Origin of the sequence: Methylomicrobium sp. Wu6, assembly GCF_035916875.1 — a bacterium.
Lineage (GTDB): Bacteria > Pseudomonadota > Gammaproteobacteria > Methylococcales > Methylomonadaceae > Methylomicrobium.
In genome coordinates, this window is record NZ_JAXUHN010000081.1 from 87,051 (window position 1) to 110,951 (window position 23,901).

Consider the following 23,901-nt stretch of genomic DNA (forward strand, 5'->3'; position numbering starts at 1 on the left):
CCGGGGCTTTTCTACATAAGCCGAACCATCATTATGCGAAGTCTAGTATGCCGTCCAAAGGGTCGACCATTAAGCGCCTTGCGCCTGTAGGCGTTGCGGGTTTACACCAAATCCATTGTTTCATCCATTGTTTCGCGCGGATAAGCATTCCTAACTTCGCTCAAGACGGTTCCAGTTCCGACGATTTGTTTTCTGATTCTAAAATCAAAGACGCTTCCGCCGTTGTCGGTTTGGTTTCTGTATCAGAATTCAAAGCAGCGCGCCACTAAGCAATCAACGCATGAATTTCCGGGATCATGGAATCCGGAGCACGGATCATTTATGTTTTTTATCAAAAATTATGTTTTGTATCAACAATTTTGTTTTTGCCTTTCTATTTTTACTTGAATCAGCCCAGTTTCAGGAACGCCAGCATTTTTCGCGAAAGCTGAAATGGGGTCAGTCCGATTTCAGCAATGTTACCCTTCAGATTTATAGGCATTGTGAGCTTAAATCTTCCCGGATTACCCTCTGATCTTGGTGTTAGATTTTTTACACAACCGCCCTCCCCATTGCTGACTCACCAGCTTCCGGTATTCGCCATCGAAACCCACGGCTCCTGCGGCGGCAACGATCCGCCTTTCTGTAAAAGCTCGATCGAAATATTGTCCGGCGAACGGATGAAAGCCATGTGGCCGTCGCGCGGCGGTCGGTTGATCAATACGCCGGCTTCCATCAGTTTTTGGCAGGTTTCGTAAATATTGTCGACTTCAAACGCCAGATGGCCAAAATTGCGGCCGCCGGTATACACTTCCGGGTCCCAGTTGAAAGTCAATTCGACTTCCGGAGATTGCATGGCTTTCGATTGCGCGGAATCCTGCGGCGCATGCAGATAAACCAGCGTAAAACGCCCGGCCTCGCTGTCCATGCGCCTGCCTTCGATCAAACCCAACTTGTTACAGAAAAAATCGAGCGCTTCGTCCAGATCGCGAACCCGTATCATCGTGTGTAAAAAACGCATGGCGGTTTACTCCTCGTTCGGCAAATGGTAGTGATGGGTGATTTCGGCATGCCGGAAGCAATCGACCGTATGATCGTTGACCATTCCGGTCGCCTGCATGTGCGCATAACAAATCGTACTGCCGACAAACTTGAAGCCGCGTTTTTTCAGGTCGCGGCTCATGATTTCGGATACGCGCGTCGAGGCCGGGATTTCGTCATGATGTTGCCAGTGATTGTTAACCGGCACGCCGTCGACAAAACGCCAGATATAGTCGTCGAAGCTGCCGAATTCGTCCCGGACGTCCAGATATGCCCTGGCGTTGATCACCGCGGACCGGACTTTCAGTCGGTTGCGGATAATGCCTGGATTTTGTAACAGTTCTTCGATCTTCCGCTCGTCGTACCGGGCCACGGATTCGGGGTTGAAGTGATCGAAAGCCTGCCGATAATTTTCACGCTTGTTTAATATTGTCGACCAGCTCAGCCCGGCCTGCGCGCCTTCCAACACCAGAAATTCAAATAGCAAGCGGTCGTCATGCACCGGGACGCCCCATTCGGCGTCGTGATAATTCTCCATTTGCGGGCTGCCTAGCGCCCATCTGCATTTGTTCATTTAATCTGTCGAGTGAAGCGTCGAGTAAGCGATCGGGAAAAGATAATATGCCATTCAAAATCAGGGCTGTAAAGACGGTAATCATAAAAGCATTTAGCTTTATAGCATTGTATTGAATCGGTTAATTGCTGTCGGCACAACAGCCTGTTGACAATCCAATTCTTAAATCGCATTATCACCCGATTATGACAATGAAAAAGCCATGAGCACGGACACCCTGCAACTTCGCCGTATTGCGATCGACACCTATCATGAAAATGTCGCCTATTTGCATCGCGAATGCGGCATTTACCGAGCTGAAGGATTTCAGGCGTTGTCTAAAATTCAGATCATTTTGAACGGCACCAAGGTGTTGGCGGTACTGAACGTGGTCGACGATGCCTCGATCGTGCAACCCGGCGAACTTGGGCTGTCGGAACAAGCTTTCGAGCAATTCAGTTGCGCTGAAGGCTGTCTGGTGACAGTGAATCATGCCGTGCCGCCCGAATCGATGGATGCGGTGCGCCGAAAGATCAACGGCGAGCGCCTCGATCAGACCGATTTCAACAACATATGCGATGATATCGTCGAAAGCCGTTATTCGAAGATGGAGATTGCGGCCTTTTTGGTCGCTACCGGACAAAATAGTCTGGATCGCGATGAATTGCTCTATTTGACCCGCGCGATGCTGCAATCCGGGGACCGGATCGACTGGGATGAACCCCTGGTCGCCGACAAGCATTGCATCGGCGGCATTCCCGGAAATCGCACCTCAATGCTGGTCGTGCCGATCGTCGCCGCGCACGGCATGCTGATCCCGAAAACGTCGAGCCGAGCGATAACATCGCCGGCCGGCACGGCCGATACGATGGAAATTTTATCGGAGGTCGATTTAAGCCCCGAGCAATTACACGACATTGTGCGCCGCGAACGCGGCTGTCTGGCGTGGGGCGGTACGGCCCGGCTCGCGCCCGTCGATGATATGCTGATTGCGGTTGAGCGGCCGTTAAGCATCGATTCGCAGAGCCAATTGGTCGCATCGATCTTATCCAAAAAGCTGGCTGCCGGTTCGACACACTTGCTCATCGACATACCCGTCGGTCCTTCCGCTAAAGTTAGGCAAATGCGGCAGGCGCTCGCATTGCGCAAGCTGTTCGAATTTGTCGGCGACCGGCTGAATCTGCATTTGGAAGTCATGATCACCGACGGACGGCAGCCGATCGGCCGCGGTATCGGACCCGTGCTTGAAGCTCGCGACGTGATGCTGGTGTTGCAAAATGATCCCGAGGCTCCAGCCGATTTGCGCCAGAAATCGTTGCACCTGGCTGGACGTATTATCGAATTCGATCCCGACGTGCGCGGAGGCCAAGGTTATGCGATTGCGCGCGACATTCTCGAGTCGGGCAGAGCCTGCGCAAAAATGAACGAGATCATTCAGGCGCAAGGGTCCAAACCTGTCGATCTGACGCCGGGAAAGCTTTTTCATGAGGTCGTCGCGCAACATGACGGTATCGTAACCGAAATCGACAATCTACAGATGGCCAAAATCGCCCGGATGGCTGGGGCGCCGATGATGAAACGGGCCGGTGTCGATTTGATCGAAAAACTGGGCAGTTCGGTCAAAAAAGGCGATGTATTGTACCGGATTCACGCCGAGTTTCCGGCCGATTTCACCTTCGCGCAGCAATTGGCCGCCCAAAACAATGGCTACACCTTAGGCGACAACGTCGAAATCTTGAAACCGCTGATTGCATTTTAATTCCATGCTGATCCTGGCTTTTTCGGACTATCTGTCGCAGGCTCAACGCCTGGCAACCCGACTTGAGCTACCGCTTGCCGAAGTCGAGGTGCATCATTTTCCGGACGGCGAAAGTTTCACCGCCCTACCCCCCGATTTACCGAAGCACGTTTTGTTTTGTCGCAGTCTAAATCAGCCGAACAGCAAGCTGATCGAATTATTGCTCTGCGCCAAAACCGCAAGAGAATTGGGCACGAAACGTTTGACGCTGATTGCCCCTTATCTTTGTTACATGCGCCAGGACTTTGCGAATCGGCCGGGCGTTGCAGTCAGTCAACGCCACATAGGTCGCTTGCTGGCCGAACTGTTCGACGATGTGATCACGGTCGATCCCCATCTGCATCGGATCGGCCGGCTGCAACAAGCGATACCGCTAGATCATGCGATCAGCCTGAACGCCACGGCCGTGATCGCGGAATTCCTGGAGCAAAAGTTCGATCACGCGCTGTTGCTCGGTCCGGACAGCGAATCGAGACAATGGGTCGCAACGCTCGCCGAGATGACCGGCTTCACCTTTCAGGTTGCCGAAAAAGTCAGGCTTGGCGACACCGAGGTCACTTTGACACTGCCGGAGGCCGATTACCGTAAGCAACCGGTCGTGATTGTCGATGACATGGCCAGCACCGGACGCACGTTGGCGAAGGCGGCGGAATTGTTACACGCCAAAGGCGCAGAGGAGGTTCATGCGGTCGTGACCCATGCGCTATTTTGCGGAGACGCCGAGCGCGTAATTCGCGAAGCAGGCGTACAGACGCTCTGGAGCACCGACAGCATTGATCATTCCGCCTCCTGCATTAAGCTCGACGGCGTGCTGGCCGATGCAGTCAAGGCGATGCTGAACGAACATTGACCACGACAATAATGGCTGTTAGACTCGTGCATTGCGGTTCGCTAAAGTTTTTTCCCTTCCCCCGGAGATGATTATGAGTCTGATAAAAATGACGCCTTATCAGGTCCTGTTGTGCGCAAGCGTCCTGCTGACCGGTTGCGCATCGAACGAGATATACCGGAGCATTTATGAGCCGTGTACTGTGTCACAAAGCAATGCTTGCGAACAAAACTCCCTGCATCAGTATAATACGGGCATGGACAACGAATACACGCTGGGCTTCGTCGAAATCGACGATCAGGGTCAGATGCGCGACCGTAAACAAATGCAGGCCTTGCTTGACACGCTCTACAAAAAAGCCGCCGAGGAAAGTATTTTGCTGACCGTCTTCGTACACGGCTGGCATCACAACGCCCGCCCCGGCGATCCGAACATCGAAAGCTTCAAGGACAATCTCGCCAAACTCAGCGCAATCGAAAGCCAACGTAGCAAATCATTGCACCGCCCTGCCCGTAAAATCGCCGGCGTTTATATCGGCTGGCGCGGCGAATCGATCGACGTGCCGCCGTTCAATTATCTGACCTTCTGGGACCGCAAAAGCACCGCGCAGGATGTCGGTTACCTCGGCGTCAGCGAGCTCCTGGTCAAACTCGAGGAAATCGCGAATGTGCGCAATTCGATGGTGCCGCCGATCAAAAGCCGTCTGGTCGTGATCGGCCACAGCTTCGGCGGTCAGGTCGTGTACAGCGCGACTTCGCAAATCCTGGCCAGCCGCTTCGTCGACAGCCAGGAAGGCAAGGGCTTCACCGATACCGCCAAAGGCTTCGGCGATCTGGTTGTGTTATTGAATCCGGCGTTCGAAGCGCTGCGTTATGCACCCTTTTACGACCTGGCCCAGGCGCGTTGCAGCTACTTTCCGGAACAGGTGCCGCGCCTGGCGATCCTGACCTCGGAAGCGGACGGCGCCACCGGCACCCTGTTTCCGTTGGGCCGCGTATTCTCGACCGTTTTCGAAACCCACCACGACATCGTGCGCAACGACTGCAAACATACGCTCGAATTGGATGAAGGCGAAGCCGACCGCAATACGGTAGGCCATTATCTGCCGTTGATCAGCCACACCTTAAAGCCGTTAGGCAAGGAAATGAATCTGAAGGTCGCCAACATGGATAACATGAAAAACATCTGGAGCACGCAAACGCCGGGCGGCTCCACGCAATACGGTTCCACCGTGCTGACGCATCTGAACAAGACCAATGCGCAAAATCCTTACCTGAATGTCCGGGTCGATGAAGAGATCATCGCCGACCATAATGATGTATTCAATGAAAAGGTGATGGAATTTATCCGCTTGTTGATCGGGCTTTCTACGGAGGATTGAGAGAAAGCTTTAACCGGGCAGCCGGGGGCGGCCAATGCCAGCCCCGGCTGATATTAACGAGGATGGATCGTACCTCCTCGACCCATCCTCGTGCTATCGCGCTAATTCGCCCAAACTGTCAAAACCACGGCTTGTCGGCTGAATTATTCAATAGATTCAACGCTAATCTTCTTCGGCTTGACCGCTTCGCGCTTCGGAATCACAATTTCCAATACGCCGTTTTTCGATTTGGCGCTGATCGCATCGGCATTGGCGGTATCTGGCAGGCTGAAACGGCGGTAGAACGAGCCGTAGATCCGCTCGACGCGCTTATAGCCTTCCTGTTCGGCTTTGGTTTCGCTCTTTTTTTCGCCTTTGATCGTCAACACGCCGTTTTCCATGCTAATGTCTATGTCTTCCGGTTTAACGCCCGGGATATCGGCATAAAGCACGAATTTTTCATTGTCTTCCTTTATGTCGACCGCAGGCGTCCATTCCGCGGTTGCGATCGATCCTTCCCCTGAACCGCCTTCATGCGCGCGCTCAAGTTCTTTTTGCAATTGATTTAACAAACTCCAGGGTTGGTAATGGTAGGCCATCGTTTTCTCCTCGTTAATTAATCAAATTGATTTTGTCGATGATAAACCGGACACCCGGTCTCATGCCATTACAATAGGGTTGTCCTTCGGCTTTTCAAGTGGGCAGTCTTCGAAGCGGAAATAATTTACATTTTCTGCGCAAGTGTGCATGGGCGAATGGCGAGGCGCTTTAAATCATCGCCCTGATCCAACAAGCGGAGGGCGTCTCGATAAAATGAACTTCCTTTTTTGGCCTATCTGGTCTTGGATCAGTTTTTCGACTGGACGGCGATAGCCGCCGATATCGTCAAACGCCCCTACATCACGGTCGGTTTTCCACCCTTTGTGTTGATGCGTGTTGCATTATGCACGGGTGGTCAAGAAAGATCTTACAAACCCGTTGATTTTCGCAGCGGCGCTAACGATTTTGTTCGGAATCCGAGGGCTTTATCGGATCATCGGTTCCGCGAAGCCGGCCTTTAACATCAATCAAACGAAAAACATCACGTACAGATAAACCAACGCCACGGGAATCAAAATCAGTTTGATTTTTCGAAGAAGAGTCAACCCATGCCAATATTCGATTGGATTGAATGGATGCTCGGCCCGGAAGCCATTCCAGGTCTGTTGGCATCGACGATAAAGACGAAGCGAAAAACGGCCCAGCCAATATAAGGGATAAGCGGCAATCGCCAACAAAATATAAAACACGATCGTTTGCGTCGAGTGCAGATCGGTCTCGAAAAGGCCCTCAATCAGATGATCCAGCACCGATTCGAGTCCCTCGAACAGCAAATGGGAGAGTTCCAGCAGCGATTCGAACAAGAAATGCAGGGAGCTGACGGTCAAATCGAAAACGACATCCGGGAAAAATACGGTGACCGTTAAAGCAATCAGCCCCAAAATTTTTAGATATTTCCACTTAGCCGAAGACTCCATAACTCCCCTCCAATCGAACGGACAAAGCGGTAGGTTTGGGCCGCTGCCGTAACATTAAATTATATCATGGCCGAATCAATCTAATTTCAACCGACGTTGGCCCTGGCGTTTCTGAATATCCGCATCCAGGCGCCGTATTCGTTCCAATCGTCGGGATGCCAGGAGTTCTGTACCGTCCTGAAGCAGCGTTCGGGATGCGGCATCATGATCGTAAAGCGGCCGTCCGTGGTAGTCAGCCCGGTGATGCCGAACGGCGAGCCGTTCGGATTGGCCGGGAAGCTTTCGGTCAATTCGCCGGTATTGTCGACATAGGACAAGGCGACGATTTGCGCGGCGAGAGCCTTCTTGGCATAGCCGTTTGCGAATTCGGCGCGGCCTTCGCCGTGCGCGATAGCCACCGGCATTCTCGAACCCGCCATGCCTCTAAAAAAGACCGACGGCGAAGGCTGCACCTCGACCAGCGCTACCCGGGCCTCGAATTGCTCGGAGCGGTTGCGCAGAAAACGCGGCCACAGATCCGCGCCTGGAATGATGTCTTTCAATCCGGACATCATTTGGCAACCGTTGCAGACGCCCAGGCCGAAGGTATCCTCGCGGTCGAAAAACGCTTCGAATTGATCCCGCGCGCGAGGATTGAACAGGATCGATTTGGCCCAGCCGCCGCCCGCGCCGAGCACGTCGCCATAGGAGAAGCCGCCGCAGGCGACCAGGCCTTTGAAAGCAGACAACTCAACGCGTCCTGCGATGATGTCACTCATGTGCACGTCGATGCTCGCGAAGCCGGCGCGGTCGAACGCGGCAGCCATCTCGACATGGCCATTGACGCCCTGCTCCCGGAGGATCGCAATTTTCGGTTTGATCGAGGAAGCAATGAAAGGCGCGGCAACGTTGTCATTTACGTCAAAGGTCAATTTGACATTCAACCCCGGATCGTTGTCGTCACGAATCCTCTCGAACTGTTGTCTCGCGCAGTCCGGATTATCGCGGAGCGCCTGCATCCTAAAGCTGAGTTCGGACCAATTCGCTTGCATATCGGCGCGCGCGGCGCTATACACGATGCGGCCGTCATGGATCACGGTTAATTGCTGGCTCTCGACGACGCGGCCGATGATATGACTCACCTCGCCCAGACCTACTTGTTTCAGGATTGATAGCACATCGTCCGCTTCGCTGACCCTGGCCTGAATCACCGCCCCTAATTCTTCGTTGAACAAGGCCGGCAGCAACTCTCCGAGGTTGTCCAGAATCAGCTCCGCGCCGAGACGGCTCGCGAAGATCATCTCCGCGACCGTGGCCAGTAGGCCGCCGTCCGCCCGGTCATGGTAGGCTAAGAGTTTCCCTTGTTGATTCAGTTTTTGGATCGCCTCGAAAAACGCTTTCAGTAAAGCCGGATCGTCAAGATCGGGGCTTGTATCGCCAAGCTGACGGTAAACCTGTGCCAGCACAGAACCGCCGAGACGGTTTTTGCCTTGGCCGAGATCGATCAGAATCAACACCGTGCCATGATGGTTGCAGCACAATTGCGGCGTCAGTGTCTTGGCGATGTCGAGGACCGGCGCAAACGCGGTGATGATCAGCGACAACGGCGCGGCCATCGTTTTTTCGCCGTCAATGTCCTTCCAGACCGTTTTCATCGACAACGAATCCTTGCCGACCGGAATCGCAATGCCCAAGGCCGGGCAGAGTTCCATGCCAACCGCCTCGACCGTATCGAACAACGCCGCATCTTCGCCCGAAAAGCCAGCCGCCGCCATCCAGTTCGCGGACAGCTTGATGTCGCCGAGTTTGGCGATGCGCGCGGCCGCGATATTGGTGACCGCCTCGCCGATCGCCATGCGCCCTGAAGCCGGCGCATCGATCACCGCAAGCGGCGTCCTCTCGCCCATCGCCATCGCTTCGCCTGTCTCGGCATAAAAGCCTGCCGAGGTCACCGCGACATCGGCGACCGGCACCTGCCAGGGGCCGACCATTTGGTCGCGCGCGACCAGGCCAGTCACCGAACGGTCGCCGATATGGATCAGAAAGCTTTTGTCCGCGACCGCCGGGAACGACAGCACGCGCTTGGCCGCCTCGCTGATCTCGATGCCGCTCAAATCGACCGCTTTTAGAGTGGGTTGCTGCCGCTTCACATCCCTGTGCATCCTCGGTGGCTTGCCGAATAGCACCGACATCGGCAAATCGACCGGCGCATCGCCGAGCAGATTGTCGTCGAGCAACAGTCGCTCGGCTTCGGTCGCGACGCCGATCACCGCATAAAGGCAATGCTCGCGTTCGCAAAAGGCTTGGAACAGTTCGAGCGATTCAGGCTTGATCGCGACGACATAACGTTCCTGCGCCTCGTTGCACCAGATCTGCATCGGCGACATGCCGATGTCCGCATTGTTCACCTTGCGCAGTTCGAAACGGCCGCCGCGCTCGCAGTCGTGGATGATTTCGGGCACCGCGTTTGACAAGCCGCCTGCGCCGATGTCGTGAATCGAGACGATCGGTGTATCCGCGCCGAGTGCGTTGCAGTGGTTGATCACTTCCTGGCAGCGGCGTTGCATTTCCGGATTTTCGCGCTGCACCGAGGCGAAATCGAGATCCTCGGAGCTTTCGCCGGAGGCCAATGACGAGGCCGCGCCACCGCCCAGCCCGATCAGCATCGCGGGGCCGCCGAGGATGATGATCAAGGAGCCTGCCGGTATCGGCTGCTTGTTGACCAGCATCGGCCGGATCGAGCCCAGGCCGCCGGCGATCATGATCGGTTTGTGATAACCGCGATAATCATTACTCTCCGCGCCCGGCGCCAACTGCTCGTAGCTGCGAAAATAACCGGCCAGATTCGGCCGGCCGAATTCGTTGTTGAACGCCGCGCCTCCGATCGGACCTTCGAGCATGATGTCCAAAGCAGAGGCGATACGCGCCGGTTTGCCGTGGTCTTCCTCCCACGGCTGTGCGAAGCCCGGGACCTTTAAATGCGAGACTGAAAAACCGGTCAGTCCGGCTTTCGGCGTGGAGCCGCGGCCGGTCGCGCCTTCGTCGCGAATCTCGCCGCCGGAGCCGGTCGCGGCGCCCGGATGCGGGGAAATCGCGGTCGGGTGGTTGTGCGTTTCGACCTTCATCAAAATGTGCGCGTCTTCCTCGATATAATCGTAAAGGCCGGTCACAGGATCGCGGCGGAAAACCCGATTATTGAAACCCTCGACAACCGATGCATTATCGCTGTAGGCCGACAGAATGCCTTCCGGATGCTGTTGGGCCGTATGGCGGATCATTCCGAACAGGGTTTTGCTTTCCCGGATGCCGTCGATGGTCCAATTCGCATTGAAGATCTTGTGCCGACAATGCTCTGAGTTCGCCTGCGCGAACATCATCAGTTCGACATCGGTCGGATTTCTACTCAAGCCTTCAAACGCGGAGACCAGATAGTCAATTTCATCGTCCGACAAGGCCAGGCCCAAATCCGCATTGGCCTTAACCAAGGCCGGTTTGCCCTGCTCGACGATTGCGACGCGCCGCAATGGTTGCGGCTCGTGTTTGCTGAATAAATCGGGAGTTTTGTCGCCGTAGGATACGCTCTGCGTCATCCGATCATGCAGCAAAGCCGCCAATTGGCGTTGAGTAGCCTCGATTAACGGCTTTCCTGCGTGAAGGGTATATTCGATGCCCCGTTCGATCCGGTTGACCGCAACCAGGCCACAGCGCTGCGCGATCTCGGTCGCCTTGCTGGACCACGGCGAGATTGTGCCGGGGCGCGGCACAACCAGCAGGCGAACGCCCTTGCCGGGCGATTCGACAGGTCCTGAGCCGTAATCCAACAGTTGTTGCAAAATGGTTTGGGCGTTGGCTTGCAAATCGCCTTCCTGATCGACGAAATGCACGAAGCGCGCCGACACGGATTGAATCTCGGGTTCGACGGCCTTTAAATCGGCAAGCAATTTGGTGATGCGGAAATCGGAAAGTGCAATAGAGCCCGGGATAATTAACATGAATCAATGGAATGACAATGTGAAAAAGTTTGTTGATCGCTCTCATTCATACGTATGGGGCACGATCGGTAAAGAAATGCGGCAGGATAAAAATTCCGCAACGACAGGCTTCTTGCAATTTCCATCTTTTGCTCAAGAAGCGATTTATTTAGGCAAATTGCCATTACCGCCCTCACCCAGTCCTTTCCCCAAGTTAGAGAGAGTTTTTCTCAGCCCCTGAGCACCCAAGCTACTGATTCCCTTGAATGGTGCCGCCCAACAGCCGTAATAACTTAACCGCCGCATCATCATTGCTGACCGGGTTCAAATCCTTATCGGCAATCGCCAGGTCGGTCTTGTCGTCAACAGGAATCAACTTGAGTAAATATTCCTTCTCATTTGCCTCAAATCCCTTGAGCAGAAAGACGGCCTCATCCAGCAGGGACCCGTCCTCGGCTTTTCTCGCCTCGGGATTGTATTGAACATAAAACAGCTTCTGATCCTGATCGCGTTCGGTCACCTCGATCGAATTGCGGCTCAACGCTTTACTGACCAAGTGCCAGGCTTTGTCGGGCGGAGTCGCGATTCTCAAGCGGCGCTCGCCATCCGAAAACCGCACCAATTCGACCGGAGTGCCTTCCTGTTTGGCATCCTTTTTCTCTTCTTTTACTTCGGGTTTTTGTTCCGACTGGCCTTCTGAGGCATGTTTCGGCTCTGCTTGTGGAGCGGATTGTTCGGGCTCTTCAGTCTTTTTTTCAGGCTGTTCGCTGATTTTTTCTTCTGTGCCGGTTTTTTCGGCACCTTCGGTATTTTCCGGGGCTGTCGACGCTTGCTCGGCTTCGGCTGAAGGCTGATTTTGATCCGTTGCGGGTTCGGCCGCCGTTGATGAAGGCGCTTCGGCCTCTTTGGCGACAGCGCCGGTGTTCAAGTCACTAGGCAAGACCAACGGCGGGATTTCAGTCGTGTACTGGTAATCCTTTTCCTTGTCCGGAAAAAGACTCTGAATATAGCTGCACGCCGATAGATTCAGAGTGGCCGTCGTGATCACCAAGAGTACGTTTCTACGATCCTTTATCACGTCTTAAATCACTCCGGCCTGGCGCATCGCGGCGCGCACGGCCTCGAAACAATCCGGCGTCAGCCAGGTCAGCGGCAAACGAATGCCGCGCGGCATCAAACCCATTTCGGAGACCGCCCATTTGACCGGAATCGGATTGGACTGGATAAAGAGTGCTTTGTGCAGGCCGGTCAATTTTTCGTCGAGCGCCAACGCGGTTTCGGCATCGCCGGCCATAGCCGCTGCCAGCATTTGATGGACCAGTTTTGGTGCAACGTTACCGGTTACGGTGATGCTGCCGTTGCCTCCCAACAGGCAAAATTCGCGGCTGGTCGCATCGTCGCCGGTGTAAAGCGCAAAATCCTCGCCGCACAGATCGCGGATCTTTTGGAAACGGGACAGGTCGCCGGTTGCTTCTTTAACGCCGACGATGTTCTTGAGTTTCGACAGACGGCCCACCGTTTCCGGCAGCATGTCGCAGCCTGTTCGACCGGGTACATTGTAAAGAATTTGCGGTATGTCCACCGCGTCGTTGACGGCCTGATGATGCAGAAACAAACCTTCCTGAGTCGGCTTGTTATAGTAGGGCGTCACCAGCAGACACGCATCGGCGCCGAGTTCTTTCGCGCGCCGCGTCAGATGAATCGCTTCGGTCGTCGAATTGGCGCCAGTGCCGGCGATGATCGGAATGCGTCCCTTCGCATAGGCAATCACCGAAGCAATCACGTCGCAATGTTCATCCTCGCTCAGCGTTGCCGACTCGCCGGTAGTGCCGACCGCAACGAGCGCATCGGTGCCCTCTTCGATATGAAATTCGACCAATTTTTTGAGGCTTTCCTTGTCAACCGCGCCGTTTTCAAACATAGGTGTGACCAGCGCAACGATACTGCCTTGAATCATGAACTCCCTCAATGGGTATAAATAAAGTAAATTAGTGGGACAAAATTATTTTTCTATTATACCAAGCAAATCGGCAAAACTCAGCTTGTAATTGTCAGAACAGTCAATGCGTCAATTATTGAAATCCTGCAAACAAATCAAAACTGTTATAGAATGGGGGGTTAGATTCATATTTCTAGGCGGCAACGCCCATCTCCCAATTCTACAGGTAAATTCATGACCCAAGCTGTTCCTTCATCACCCTCATTCCAGGATTTAGCGCTTATCGAGCCGGTGCTAAAAGCGTTGGAGGATGTCGGTTATGAAACTCCCTCGCCGATTCAGGCGCAAGTGATCCCCTTCATGCTGCAAGGCAAAGATGTGCTCGGACAGGCGCAAACCGGCACCGGCAAGACCGCCGCATTCGCACTGCCGATCCTGTCGCGGATCGACCTCAAACAAAAAGACCCGCAAGTGTTGGTGTTGGCGCCAACCCGCGAACTGGCGATTCAGGTCGCCGAGGCATTCCAGCGCTATGCGGCGCATCTGAAAGGTTTCCATGTGTTGCCTATTTATGGCGGCCAAGATTACACATCGCAACTGCGTCAGCTCAACCGCGGCGCGCATGTGGTGGTCGGCACGCCGGGACGGGTGATGGATCACATGCGGCGCGGCACCTTGAAACTGGACAACCTGAGCGTGTTGGTGCTCGATGAAGCGGACGAAATGCTGCGCATGGGCTTTATCGATGACGTCGAATGGATTCTCGAACAAACCCCGGAAAACCGGCAGATTGCGCTGTTTTCGGCAACCATGCCGATGCCGATCCGCAAAATCGCCCAGGAATATCTGACGGAACCGGAACAGGTCACGATCAAGGTTACCACCGCGTCGGCCGAAAACATCCGCCAGCGCTTTTGGGTGGTCAGCGGCGTTCATAAACTGGACGCCCTGACCCGGATTCTCGAAGCCGAAACCTTCGATGGCATGATCATTTTCGTCAGAACCAAAACCGCGACAGTCGAACTGGCTGAAAAACTCGAAGCGCGCGGCTTTTCGGCCGCCGCGATCAACGGCGACATGTCGCAGGCGCTACGCGAACGCGCGATCGCAAACCTCAAATCCGGCAAACTCGATATTCTGATCGCAACCGACGTGGCCGCGCGCGGCCTCGACGTTGACCGGATAACGCACGTCGTCAATTATGATATCCCGTATGACACCGAATCGTACATCCACCGTATCGGCCGCACCGGCCGGGCCGGTCGCACCGGCGATGCGATTTTGTTCGTCGCGCCGCGCGAAAGGAAACTGCTCGGCAATATTGAAAAAGCGACCAAGCAACGGGTCGAACAAATGGACCTGCCTTCGACCGAAGTGATAAACAACAAGCGCATTGCGCGTTTCAAACAAAATATCACCGACACGCTGGCGGCCGAGGAATTGAGTTTCTATAGCCAATTGATCGAGCAATACCAGATCGAACACAATGTCAGCGCGCTCGAAATCGCTGCCGCTCTGGCTAAGCTGGTTCAGGGCGACGTGCCGCTGTTGATGCAACAGCCGAAAAAATCCAAGGAGCATAAGGACGATTTTGCGCGTTCCGATGAAAGCCCGAGACGTGAACGCAAGAGCAGACGCACCGATGTGCCTTCCGGCATCGGCATGGAGATGTATCGCATCGAAGTCGGCCACAAGCATGGCGTCAAGCCCGGCAATATCGTCGGCGCGATCGCAAACGAAACAGGGCTGGACGGCGAGCATATCGCACGAATCAAGATAGAGGACGATTACAGCACGGTCGAACTGCCGGCCGGCATGCCGAAGGAACTCTTTCAAGAACTGAAAAATATCAGGGTTGCGGGACAGCGGCTGAACATCTCGAAAGTCGGCGATTCGGCTAAATCCTCGGTGGATATAAAGAAGGCCGCGAAGAGCAAAAAACGCATGTCTTCGACTTCGAAAAAAGGCAAGGCGCATCAAGACTGAGCGCGATTGCACTCGTTTTGCCGCGATACCAAGATCGCGGCAGGCAAACCTGTTGAGATCGCCTTATAACTTGGCTTTTACGATTTGATAGATTGCCTCGGCTTCGGCTTCCGCGCCGCGCAATAACGATACCAATTCGGCCAGTTTGGCCTCCGCAAAATCGCGGTCTTTCAGGCTGCCGGCGTTGATATAGACATTCAACGCCGCGCTTTTCAATGCGCCATAACCCGCCATTGCCGCGACACCGGCGTCACTGATCACGCCGAGATTGCCTTTTTCGGCCGCGATCCGGCTCAGGTCAATCGCTTCGCGGCAGGCTTTAGCGCAGGCCAAGGGGACTTCGGTCGCTTCCTTCAAGGCTTCCTGGATCGCCGCAGAGCGCTCGGTTTTTTGTTCGTCGGTGTCTTTCGGCAGGCCGTAGGTCGCCATCAGCCGATTGAAGACATAGACATCGGCCTTGATCATGTCAGTCAGCCTTGCGCGCAAGGCTTCGGATTTTTCGAGCAAGGACTGCATGTCCGCCTCGACTTCGGCGTATTTGGGCTTGCCGATCGTCAGATTGCAGACCATGCTGGTCAAGGCGGCCGATTGCGCCCCCATCACCGCCGCCGCGCCGCCGCCGCCCGGTGTCGGCGCCTTGCTGGCCAGTTCGTCAAAAAAAATTTGCAGGGATTGGTCTTTGATTTCGGTCATTGGAGGGGGAAGTTGCTGGATTTAAAAAAGACGATAATGGAGCTGTAGGGTACGCACCGCGTACCATTTTTCTAAAAGTCGGGTGGTTTGCTCATGCGGAACGGCTGCCGGATTGGTGTCAAAAAAGGTACGCGGTGCGTACCCTACAAATGAAGCCAACCTAGCTGCGCCGCCAACTGGTTGTGCCGTTCGGCGCATCTTCGAGGATGATTCCTTGATCTTTCAGTTGATTGCGGATTTGATCGGCCAGCGCCCAGTTCTTGGCTTTTTTGGCGTCCAGGCGGGCCTGGATCTGCTGATTGATCGCCTCTTCGGAATGGCCGCCTGCTGCGGCTTGATCGCCCGACGCACCAACCACCTCGCCTTTTAGCCAGATCTCCGGATCGGCTTGCAATAGACCCAACAATCCGCCTAGTTTCCTCAGACCCGCAGCCAGCTGCCCTGCCTGTTCGGAATTGCTACTCTTGTTTTTGTTCAACTCCCGAGAAAGATCAAACAACACCGAGACCGCAACCGGGGTATTGAAGTCGTCATCCATCGCCTGCTCGAAGCGGCTTTGGTAGTCGGCGAGCACCGGCGCATCAGGAATGGCGATCCCGCGCAGGGCGGTGTAAAGCCGGTTCAATGCGGTCGCCGCCTCGTTCAGTTGCTCGTCCGAATAATTGAGCGGGCTGCGGTAATGGCTCGACAGGATGAAGAAGCGGATGATTTCGGGCCGGTATTGCTTCAACACTTCGCGCACGGTGAAGAAATTACCGAGCGACTTGGACATCTTTTCCTCATTCACGCGCACGAAACCGTTGTGCATCCACAGGTTCACGAACTTCTCGCCGGTCGCGCCTTCGGACTGTGCAATTTCGTTTTCGTGATGCGGAAACTGCAAGTCCATACCGCCGCCGTGAATGTCGAAGTGATTACCGAGACAGCAGGTCGACATCGCCGAGCACTCGATATGCCAGCCAGGGCGGCCGTCGCCCCATGGGGAAGGCCAGGACGGTTCGTTCGCCTTGGCCATCTTCCAAAGCACGAAGTCGAACGGATTCTGCTTGGCCACATCGACATCGACCCGCTCGCCGGCCTGCAGGTCTTCCAGCTTCTTGCCGGACAGGCTGCCGTAATTGTTGAATTTTTCGACCGCGTAGAACACGTCGCCGTTGGCGCCGACATAGGCATAGCCTTTCGCGAGCAAGGTTTCGATCATCGCGATGATCGAGGCGATCGATTGCGTCGCGCGCGGCTCGATGTCCGGCGGCAACACCGCCAGCGCGCGCTCGTCTTCGTGCATCGCGTCGATGAAGCGCGCGGTCAATTGGTTGAAGTCCTCGCCGTTGTCGTTCGCGCGCTGGATAATCTTGTCGTCGATGTCGGTGATGTTGCGCACATAGGTCAGCTCGTAGCCCAGGTGGCGAAAATAGCGCGCGACCGTATCGAACACGACCATCACCCTCGCATGGCCGATATGGCAATAGTCGTAAACGGTCATGCCGCAGACATACATGCCGACCTTGCCTTCGCTGCGCGACTTGAAGGTTTCTTTTTGACGCGTCAGGGTGTTGTAGATTTTCAACATGAACCGAGGATACCGTTATCTATAGAGCGAAAAAATTGAGCCGCTCGTCTGCAAAACGGTACAATTTACCAAGCGCCCGCTTCTCTTTCAAGGTGAAAACACATAAACTTATCGTCTTTGTATCTTAGCCAAGGAAAAAATTATGCGCATCGCCTTTCTGAGTCTGATACTCGTTTTACATTCAACACTTTCATTCGCAACGGAAAACAAAATGTCTGATACCCCGAAAGTCAAACTGACCACTTCTCTTGGCGCCATCGTGATTCAACTGGATCCGGTCAAAGCCCCGGTTTCATCGCAAAACTTTCTCGCTTATGTGAACAAGGGCTTTTACAACGGCACGATCTTTCATCGCGTGATCAAGGGCTTCATGGCGCAAGGCGGCGGCTTTGACAGCCAATTCCAGCAAAAAGCGACCGACGCGCCGATCAAGAACGAAGCGGACAACGGCCTGCCGAACAAACGCGGCAGCATCGCGATGGCGCGCACGAATGATCCGAATTCGGCGACCGCGCAATTCTTCATCAACTATGCGGACAATACCTTCCTGAACCACACCAGTCCGACGCCAAGCGGCTGGGGTTATGCGGTATTCGGCGAAGTCGTCGAAGGCATGGACGTGGTTGACAAGATGGCCGAACAAGCGACCGGCAACCGCGGCCCGCATCAAGACGTGCCTAAGACCGACATCGTGATCGAAAAGGCGGAAGTGGTTAAATAAAACACCAGGCAAAAGGCGAAAGGCGAAAAAAATTTTTTTGCCTTTTGCTTTTTTTTACCTTTGCGTTTCGAGCCTTGCGCCTGCGTTTTATGATCCTATTCATTTCCGATCTCCATCTCTCGCTCGATAAACCCGAAATCACCCGCCGTTTTCTCAATTTTCTGGAAAACCGCGCGGCGGGAGCCGAGGCGCTGTATATTCTCGGCGATTTGTTCGACGCCTGGATAGGCGATGATGACCCGACGCCGCCGAACGGTAAAATTAAATGTCAACTCAAAAAACTTACCGATGCGGGCACGAAGGTGTACCTGCAACCGGGCAACCGTGATTTTCTGCTCGGCGAACGTTTTTGCCGGGAAACCGGCGTGATGCTGCTCGGTGATTTCGAGGTAATCGACCTTTACGGCGTCCCGACACTGCTTACGCACGGCGATCTACTTTGCACCGATGACCTGCCTTATCAGGCTTTCCGCGCCAAATCGCATACGCAGGAATGGATGCAGTCGGTATTGAACAAACCGTTGCTGCTGCGTCTCTTGGCAGCGCGCTGGTACCGCTTGCGGAGTTTTTGGCACAAGCGCAAAAAAAGTCAGGATATTATGGACGTTAATCAGGAGACAGTGATCCAGGCGATGAAGGATCACGGCTGTCTGCACCTGATCCATGGCCATACGCACCGTCCGAATGTGCATGATTTTCAGATTGACGGTCATTCTGCCCGGCGATTCGTGCTGGCCTCCTGGACCAAGGAGGTCGGCCAAGCACTATGCTGGACGCCCCATGAATATCGATTCGAAACTATTTGACCGGTAGCGAAAGCCCCCAACCCAATAGAATCGAGCAAAAAGTATGCAAAAATAAACCTGTCACAAAATCGCAACATTATAATTTTTTTGCGATTTCGCCTTTGATGATGCGCCCTTTAGCCTTTTTGATATTGACTTTTTGGGCAAAATCCTTGAATCTACGCATCTGGAGTGAGCCTGTTTTTGACCCTCAGAAAAACAATAATTCACCCAAAAACTAATATTAGTCAAAAATAAATAATCAGTATTTTGCGGCACAGCAAAATACCAGGAGAGAAAAATATGAAGAAGCCTTTTAAAAGTTGGCTGTTAGCTTCCAGTGTGGCTGCAATTCTGGCCGCGCCTGCAATTGCTACAGCGAACAGCGATCTTGAAAAACTTTCGCAAAACCCTGCTAACTGGTCTATGTGGGGCGGCAACTACGCAGGCACACGTTACAGCACACTGGATCAAATCACCTCCAGCAATGTAAAGAACCTGCAACCTGCCTGGTCTTTTTCTACCGGCGTTCTGCGTGGTCATGAAGGCGGTCCACTGGTCATCAACGACACGCTTTACATCCACACTCCATTCCCTAACACCGTTTTCGCGATTGATCAAAAAACCCAATCGGTCATTTGGGAATACACCCCGACCCAAGACGCGGACGTCACCGTTCCTGTAATGTGCTGCGACACCGTTAACCGAGGCTTGGCATACGGCGACGGCAAAATCTTCCTGCAACAATCCGACACCGTATTGACCGCGTTGGACGCTAAAACCGGTAAACGCGTATGGAGCGTACAAAACGGCGACCCGAAACTGGGTATGACCAACACGGCTTCTCCATTGGTTGTTAAAGACAAAGTCCTGACTGGTATTTCCGGCGGCGAGTTCGGTGTTCGCGGCTTCCTGGCAGCTTATGACATCAAGACCGGCCAGTTGGCGTGGAAAGGCTACAGCATGGGTCCTGACGCCGACACCCTGATCGATCCGAAGAAAACCACCACCTGGAAAGACGGCAAAGTGGCTCCCGTTGGCGAAAACTCCAGCCTGAGCACTTGGGAAGGCGACCAATGGAAAATCGGCGGCGGCACCACCTGGGGCTGGACCAGCTACGATCCGAAATTGAACCTGATTTATTACGGCTCAGGCAACCCATCCACCTGGAATCCTAAACAACGTCCTGGCGACAACAAATGGTCGATGTCATTGTGGGCGCGTGACGCTGACACTGGAGCCGTTAAATGGGTTTACCAAATGACTCCACACGACGAATGGGACTACGACGGCATCAACGAAACCGTATTGGTTGACCAGGAAGTCAAAGGCAAGCAGCACAAGACTATCGTGCATTTCGACCGTAACGGCTTCGGCTACACCCTGGACCGTGAAACCGGCGAACTGTTGGTTGCCGAAAAATTCGATAAGTCGGTCAACTGGGCGACTCATGTCGACATGAACACCGGCCGTCCGCAAGTCGTTTCGAAGTACAGCACCGAGCAAAACGGTGAAGACGTCAACACACAAGGCGTTTGCCCCGCGGCACTGGGTTCCAAGAACCAACAACCGGTTTCTTACTCTCCGCAAACCGGCCTGTTCTACATTTCCGGCAACCACCTGTGCATGGACTACGAACCATTCGAAGTTTCTTACACCGCGGGCCAACCGTATGTCGGCGCGACTTTGTCCATGATGCCAGCCGCCGCGGACGTAATGACCGGCCAACCGGACGGTTCCACCAATCTGGGTCAGTTCACCGCTTTTGACGCGAAGACCGGCAAGATCGTATGGTCAAACAAAGAACAATTCTCTGTTTGGTCGGGCTCCCTCGCAACCGCCGGCGGCGTCGTATTCTACGGCACCCTGGAAGGCTACCTGAAAGCAGTCGATGCGAAGACCGGTCAGGAATTGTACAAATTCAAGACACCTTCCGGCATCATCGGCAACGTCAACACCTGGAGCTATAACGGCAAGCAATATGTCGGCGTACTCTCGGGTATCGGCGGCTGGGCTGGTATCGGTATTGCCGCAGGCCTTGAAGGTGAAACCGAAGGTCTGGGCGCGGTCGGCGCATACAGAAGCCTAAGCTCGTTCACCAAGCTGGGCGGCACCTTGACTGTGTTTGCATTGCCTAATTAATCCAACGGTTTTTTAGGTTGAATATAAAGCCCTGGCTGATTTATCAGTCAGGGCTTTTTTGTTCACTCTATTTGGCGAGAAGGCCATCGCGCCTTCCCTGTTTAATCGGCACTCCCCCTAACCACCTTTCATTGGAGGAAACATTCATGCGGGCAAAATACACCCTTCATCGAGTACTGATCGGCGCCATGTTGGCAGGAGCCGCCACGGCGCTCCATGCAGGAGAAAAATTCAAGGTCTGCGCCGATCCGTTGAATCCGCCCTATTCGACTCAAAAACAAGACGGCTTCGAGAACAAGATAGCCGAATTGTTTGCGAAAAAGCTGGGGCAGGAAGTCGAATATACCTGGTTTCCGCAACGCATCGGTTTCATCCGTAATACCTTGAATGCGTCGGTCGATGAGAAAGCCGTGGACAGCAAGGAATTCAAATGCGATGTAGTGATGAACCTCCCCGCCGATTCCGATATGGCCTTGACCACGGAGCCTTATTATCAATCGACCTATGTACTGCTAATCGCGAAAGGCCGCGGCTTTGACGACATCAAAGATGCTCGGCAGTTGGTCGATCTTCCGATCGAAAAGCAGGACGCGTTGAAAATCGCAATGTTCGATCGCGGACCGGGAACCGCCTGGCTGCAAAAATATGGGTTGCTGGAGCAAGGCATTCCTTATCAATCGATGTCCGGCGATGAAGACAATAATGTGGCGATGCAGCTCGACAAGGATTTAAAAGCGAAAAAAATCAATATGGTGATTGTCTGGGGACCGATCGCCGGCTACATCGTTTCGCAGGGCCCTAAGAACGGCTATGCGATGATTCCAATGCAATCGACGCCTGGCATCCCGTTTGAATTCGCGATGGCGATGGGCGTCAGGAACGGCGATAAGGCGCGGCAGCAAATGCTAAACAAATTGATCGCGGAGAACCGGGATCAAATCAGACGGATTATTGAAAGCTATCATATTCCGTTGACCGAGATTAAAAAGGCGGCGAAGCCGAAGGATGATGATTGATAATCTCAAACCAGCCAGGTTTTAAAAACTTGGCTGGTCTATGACATGGAAATTCTAGCCCGTGCGTTTTCGATCGAACAGCGCAACCATATGCGCCAGTCTTCCGGCTCTCTCATCGGTCAATTGATTCCACTGAAAGCGCCATTTCCAGTTGCCGACAGTCGTGCCGGGCGTATTCATCCTGTCCTCGGTATCGAGTTCCAGAATGTCCTGCATTGGAAGCACCGCGAGATTCGCAACCGAACTCAGCGCGGCCTGCATTAGCGCCCAATGCAACGGGATCGACGGAAAACCGAGATAGTCGTAAACATAATGCTTTTGCTGATGGCTGAGTTTATGCACCCAGCCTAATGTCGTATCATTATCGTGCGTGCCGGTATAAACGACGCAGTTCCGGGTGAAGTGAATCGGCAGATAAGGATTGTCCTCATTGCCGCCGAACGCAAAATGCAGGATCTTCATGCCCGGTAGTTCGAACTCATCCCTAAGCGCCTCGACTTCGCGGGTGATCACGCCCAAATCCTCGGCCACCAGCGCTATCGGGCCGAAATGATCGTTGATCGCCTGTAGAAGTTCCTTGCCGGGTGCTTGTACCCAAACCCCATTGATCGCGGTGTCTTCATTCGATGGGATTTCCCACGCCGCCTCAAACCCTCGGAAGTGATCGACTCGCAGAATGTCGAACTGTTCCAGTTGCGAAGACATGCGCTTGATCCACCAATCAAAACCGTTTTTTTGCAGCGCCTCCCAATCGTAATGAGGATTGCCCCAGCGCTGTCCGTTCGCTGAAAAGTAATCCGGAGGCACCCCAGCGACGACCATCATCTCGCCCGAATCATTCAGTTTGAATACATCGCGGTTGGCCCAGACGTCCGCGCTGTCATAAGCGACAAAGATCGGCACATCGCCGAACAACAAAACGCCTTTCTGGTTCGCATAATGCTTCAAGCTCATCCATTGTCGATAAAACACATATTGCTCGAATTTGATACAATCGATTTCTCGTTTTAAACGCCGGCGCATTTCCTTCAACGCTTTCGGCTCCCGTTCCTTGTAACGTTCGGGCCAATGATTCCAGCCTTGGCCGCCGAATTCATTTCTGAGCACAATAAACAACGCAAAATCGTCAAGCCAGAACTCCTTGGTTTTGCAAAATAGAGCAAAATCTTCCTGATCTTTGGCGTTGGCGCGATCCAGAAAGCCGTAATAGGCTTGTGCGATCAGATCGCTTTTGTTGAATTCGCGCGATTCGCGGATCGCGGGGCCGTGGTCTGAAAAATTCAGCCAGCCCGATTGCACCAATTGATCAAGGTTGATCAGCTCCGGGTTGCCGGCATGTGCGGATAGGCATTGATAAGGCGAGCCATCGGCATGGGGCATGCCTAGCGGCAAGGTTTGCCATACCGAGACGCCGGTGTTTTGCAGAAAATCAACAAAATAATACGCATTTTGGCCCAGATCGCCTTGCCGATCATGCCCCGGCAAAGAAGTAATATGCAGAAGTACGCCTGCACGCCGTTGATTCAGTACATTATTCAAGCGGTAAATCCAAGCAATAAGTTCAAAAATTTGAATGGTTCTGCGCCAATCTCAGGTTGGCGATACCTGTCTACAAAGTGGGGGTTATTAATGACGAGGAAGCATCGTGCTGAAAATCCGCTGGCATTGAACCTCTTTGCCGTAGGCGTGAAAAAGTCTGAAGTGGTAGTGCCGTGATCCATTTGTCGCGGTGCAAAAAACTGAATGGGTGTTGGGTAGCCAAAGCAAAAAGCAGAAACCTGCTCTGCTCCGATCGTCTGCTGAAAAGATCGCGATAATCGTTTGAAAGAGCGCGCGAATGGGTTTTTGTGAAAGCCGCGCAATTAAAGAGCCCCGTAGCTTTTGGAATGAATCGTTATTTTGGAGCGCTTTTTAAACGGGCTAGATTAGACAATAATTCGACACCGATTTCAAGGAATTTTGATCGCCAACTTAGGGGAAATTGGCGATTCACTATTAACTGCTTGACTTTGAAGGCGGTCA

The 23,901-nt window shown here is 53.7% G+C and carries 19 protein-coding genes; 9 read left to right on the plus strand and 10 right to left on the minus strand.

Translation table 11 applies throughout. The features are described 5' to 3' along the window. Window positions 1-559: 559 nt before the first annotated feature. On the minus strand, window positions 560-1,000 hold the full coding sequence (locus U2W12_RS12270) for a VOC family protein (RefSeq protein WP_326500975.1): 441 nt from the start codon (window positions 998-1,000) through the stop codon (window positions 560-562). Between the two features lie 6 nt (window positions 1,001-1,006). Continuing rightward, window positions 1,007-1,594, minus strand: a complete 588-nt coding sequence (locus U2W12_RS12275; RefSeq protein ID WP_326500976.1) for a DNA-3-methyladenine glycosylase I — start codon at window positions 1,592-1,594, stop codon at window positions 1,007-1,009. Window positions 1,595-1,796: 202 nt separating this feature from the next. Here U2W12_RS12275 and U2W12_RS12280 point away from each other — a divergent pair, with 202 nt between their 5' ends. The 3 genes from U2W12_RS12280 to U2W12_RS12290 all read left to right on the plus strand — a co-directional run bounded on the left by U2W12_RS12280 (window position 1,797) and on the right by U2W12_RS12290 (window position 5,581). After that, a complete protein-coding gene (locus tag U2W12_RS12280) occupies window positions 1,797-3,332 on the plus strand; it encodes a thymidine phosphorylase family protein (protein ID WP_326500977.1) in 1,536 nt (511 codons plus the stop codon). Window positions 3,333-3,336: 4 nt separating this feature from the next. Further along, window positions 3,337-4,221 carry a ribose-phosphate diphosphokinase gene (locus tag U2W12_RS12285; RefSeq protein WP_326500978.1) on the plus strand — a complete coding sequence of 295 codons (885 nt, stop codon included), beginning with the start codon at window positions 3,337-3,339 and terminating at the stop codon, window positions 4,219-4,221. A gap of 73 nt (window positions 4,222-4,294) precedes the next feature. Next, window positions 4,295-5,581 (plus strand): esterase, encoded by a 1,287-nt coding sequence (locus U2W12_RS12290; protein ID WP_326500979.1) that lies wholly within the window; start codon window positions 4,295-4,297, stop codon window positions 5,579-5,581. Between the two features lie 143 nt (window positions 5,582-5,724). On the opposite strand, the gene U2W12_RS12295 is transcribed toward U2W12_RS12290, so the two are convergent. The 3 genes from U2W12_RS12295 to purL all read right to left on the minus strand — a co-directional run bounded on the left by U2W12_RS12295 (window position 5,725) and on the right by purL (window position 11,048). Then, entirely contained in the window at window positions 5,725-6,159 is a 435-nt protein-coding gene (locus U2W12_RS12295) for an Hsp20/alpha crystallin family protein (protein WP_326500980.1), read from the minus strand. Between the two features lie 468 nt (window positions 6,160-6,627). Beyond that, window positions 6,628-7,077, minus strand: a complete 450-nt coding sequence (locus tag U2W12_RS12300) for a hypothetical protein (protein WP_326500981.1) — start codon at window positions 7,075-7,077, stop codon at window positions 6,628-6,630. Window positions 7,078-7,163: 86 nt separating this feature from the next. Then, a complete protein-coding gene (purL, locus tag U2W12_RS12305; protein WP_326500982.1) occupies window positions 7,164-11,048 on the minus strand; it encodes a phosphoribosylformylglycinamidine synthase in 3,885 nt (1,294 codons plus the stop codon). Between purL and U2W12_RS12310 the strand changes: the two genes are divergently transcribed. After that, window positions 11,047-11,268 carry a hypothetical protein gene (locus U2W12_RS12310; protein WP_326500983.1) on the plus strand — a complete coding sequence of 74 codons (222 nt, stop codon included), beginning with the start codon at window positions 11,047-11,049 and terminating at the stop codon, window positions 11,266-11,268. The genes purL and U2W12_RS12310 overlap by 2 nt on opposite strands. Before the next feature lie 9 nt (window positions 11,269-11,277). Here the strand turns inward: U2W12_RS12310 and bamC are convergent, their stop codons facing one another. Continuing rightward, the gene (gene bamC / locus U2W12_RS12315) at window positions 11,278-12,105 is read right to left on the minus strand and encodes an outer membrane protein assembly factor BamC (protein WP_326500984.1); all 828 of its coding nucleotides are present in this window, start codon (window positions 12,103-12,105) and stop codon (window positions 11,278-11,280) included. A gap of 3 nt (window positions 12,106-12,108) precedes the next feature. Next, entirely contained in the window at window positions 12,109-12,984 is an 876-nt protein-coding gene (gene dapA / locus U2W12_RS12320) for a 4-hydroxy-tetrahydrodipicolinate synthase (RefSeq protein WP_326500985.1), read from the minus strand. 216 nt (window positions 12,985-13,200) lie between these two features. On the opposite strand from dapA, the gene U2W12_RS12325 reads away from it, so the two are divergent. Next, window positions 13,201-14,952: a DEAD/DEAH box helicase gene (locus U2W12_RS12325; protein WP_326500986.1), complete on the plus strand. Its 1,752-nt coding sequence runs from the start codon at window positions 13,201-13,203 to the stop codon at window positions 14,950-14,952. 63 nt (window positions 14,953-15,015) lie between these two features. Here the strand turns inward: U2W12_RS12325 and fchA are convergent, their stop codons facing one another. Together fchA and cysS are read right to left on the minus strand one after the other, a co-directional pair. Further along, the gene (gene fchA / locus U2W12_RS12330) at window positions 15,016-15,645 is read right to left on the minus strand and encodes a methenyltetrahydrofolate cyclohydrolase (protein ID WP_326500987.1); all 630 of its coding nucleotides are present in this window, start codon (window positions 15,643-15,645) and stop codon (window positions 15,016-15,018) included. 160 nt (window positions 15,646-15,805) lie between these two features. Next, window positions 15,806-17,215 carry a cysteine--tRNA ligase gene (gene cysS / locus U2W12_RS12335; RefSeq protein ID WP_326500988.1) on the minus strand — a complete coding sequence of 470 codons (1,410 nt, stop codon included), beginning with the start codon at window positions 17,213-17,215 and terminating at the stop codon, window positions 15,806-15,808. A 211-nt stretch (window positions 17,216-17,426) separates the two neighbouring features. Here cysS and U2W12_RS12340 point away from each other — a divergent pair, with 211 nt between their 5' ends. The 4 genes from U2W12_RS12340 to U2W12_RS12355 all read left to right on the plus strand — a co-directional run bounded on the left by U2W12_RS12340 (window position 17,427) and on the right by U2W12_RS12355 (window position 21,879). Beyond that, window positions 17,427-17,936, plus strand: coding sequence for a peptidylprolyl isomerase (locus U2W12_RS12340; RefSeq protein WP_326500989.1), 510 nt, complete (start codon window positions 17,427-17,429; stop codon window positions 17,934-17,936). A gap of 80 nt (window positions 17,937-18,016) precedes the next feature. Next, window positions 18,017-18,742 carry a UDP-2,3-diacylglucosamine diphosphatase gene (lpxH, locus tag U2W12_RS12345; RefSeq protein ID WP_326501002.1) on the plus strand — a complete coding sequence of 242 codons (726 nt, stop codon included), beginning with the start codon at window positions 18,017-18,019 and terminating at the stop codon, window positions 18,740-18,742. A 282-nt stretch (window positions 18,743-19,024) separates the two neighbouring features. Continuing rightward, window positions 19,025-20,863: a methanol/ethanol family PQQ-dependent dehydrogenase gene (locus U2W12_RS12350; RefSeq protein WP_326500990.1), complete on the plus strand. Its 1,839-nt coding sequence runs from the start codon at window positions 19,025-19,027 to the stop codon at window positions 20,861-20,863. A gap of 146 nt (window positions 20,864-21,009) precedes the next feature. After that, on the plus strand, window positions 21,010-21,879 hold the full coding sequence (locus tag U2W12_RS12355) for a quinoprotein dehydrogenase-associated putative ABC transporter substrate-binding protein (RefSeq protein WP_326500991.1): 870 nt from the start codon (window positions 21,010-21,012) through the stop codon (window positions 21,877-21,879). A gap of 54 nt (window positions 21,880-21,933) precedes the next feature. Here U2W12_RS12355 and malQ read toward each other — a convergent pair whose 3' ends face one another. Continuing rightward, the gene (gene malQ, locus U2W12_RS12360) at window positions 21,934-23,418 is read right to left on the minus strand and encodes a 4-alpha-glucanotransferase (RefSeq protein ID WP_326500992.1); all 1,485 of its coding nucleotides are present in this window, start codon (window positions 23,416-23,418) and stop codon (window positions 21,934-21,936) included. Window positions 23,419-23,901: the final 483 nt, after the last annotated feature.

Coding starts and splice junctions, on each gene's coding strand:
- U2W12_RS12270 (WP_326500975.1), bottom strand. CDS start 1,000: ATGCGTTTTTTACACACGATGATACGGGTTCGCGATCTGGACGAAGCG.
- U2W12_RS12275 (WP_326500976.1), bottom strand. CDS start 1,594: ATGAACAAATGCAGATGGGCGCTAGGCAGCCCGCAAATGGAGAATTAT.
- U2W12_RS12280 (WP_326500977.1), top strand. CDS start 1,797: ATGAGCACGGACACCCTGCAACTTCGCCGTATTGCGATCGACACCTAT.
- U2W12_RS12285 (WP_326500978.1), top strand. CDS start 3,337: ATGCTGATCCTGGCTTTTTCGGACTATCTGTCGCAGGCTCAACGCCTG.
- U2W12_RS12290 (WP_326500979.1), top strand. CDS start 4,295: ATGAGTCTGATAAAAATGACGCCTTATCAGGTCCTGTTGTGCGCAAGC.
- U2W12_RS12295 (WP_326500980.1), bottom strand. CDS start 6,159: ATGGCCTACCATTACCAACCCTGGAGTTTGTTAAATCAATTGCAAAAA.
- U2W12_RS12300 (WP_326500981.1), bottom strand. CDS start 7,077: ATGGAGTCTTCGGCTAAGTGGAAATATCTAAAAATTTTGGGGCTGATT.
- U2W12_RS12310 (WP_326500983.1), top strand. CDS start 11,047: ATGAATCAATGGAATGACAATGTGAAAAAGTTTGTTGATCGCTCTCAT.
- purL (WP_326500982.1), bottom strand. CDS start 11,048: ATGTTAATTATCCCGGGCTCTATTGCACTTTCCGATTTCCGCATCACC.
- dapA (WP_326500985.1), bottom strand. CDS start 12,984: ATGATTCAAGGCAGTATCGTTGCGCTGGTCACACCTATGTTTGAAAAC.
- U2W12_RS12325 (WP_326500986.1), top strand. CDS start 13,201: ATGACCCAAGCTGTTCCTTCATCACCCTCATTCCAGGATTTAGCGCTT.
- fchA (WP_326500987.1), bottom strand. CDS start 15,645: ATGACCGAAATCAAAGACCAATCCCTGCAAATTTTTTTTGACGAACTG.
- cysS (WP_326500988.1), bottom strand. CDS start 17,215: ATGTTGAAAATCTACAACACCCTGACGCGTCAAAAAGAAACCTTCAAG.
- U2W12_RS12340 (WP_326500989.1), top strand. CDS start 17,427: ATGTCTGATACCCCGAAAGTCAAACTGACCACTTCTCTTGGCGCCATC.
- U2W12_RS12350 (WP_326500990.1), top strand. CDS start 19,025: ATGAAGAAGCCTTTTAAAAGTTGGCTGTTAGCTTCCAGTGTGGCTGCA.
- U2W12_RS12355 (WP_326500991.1), top strand. CDS start 21,010: ATGCGGGCAAAATACACCCTTCATCGAGTACTGATCGGCGCCATGTTG.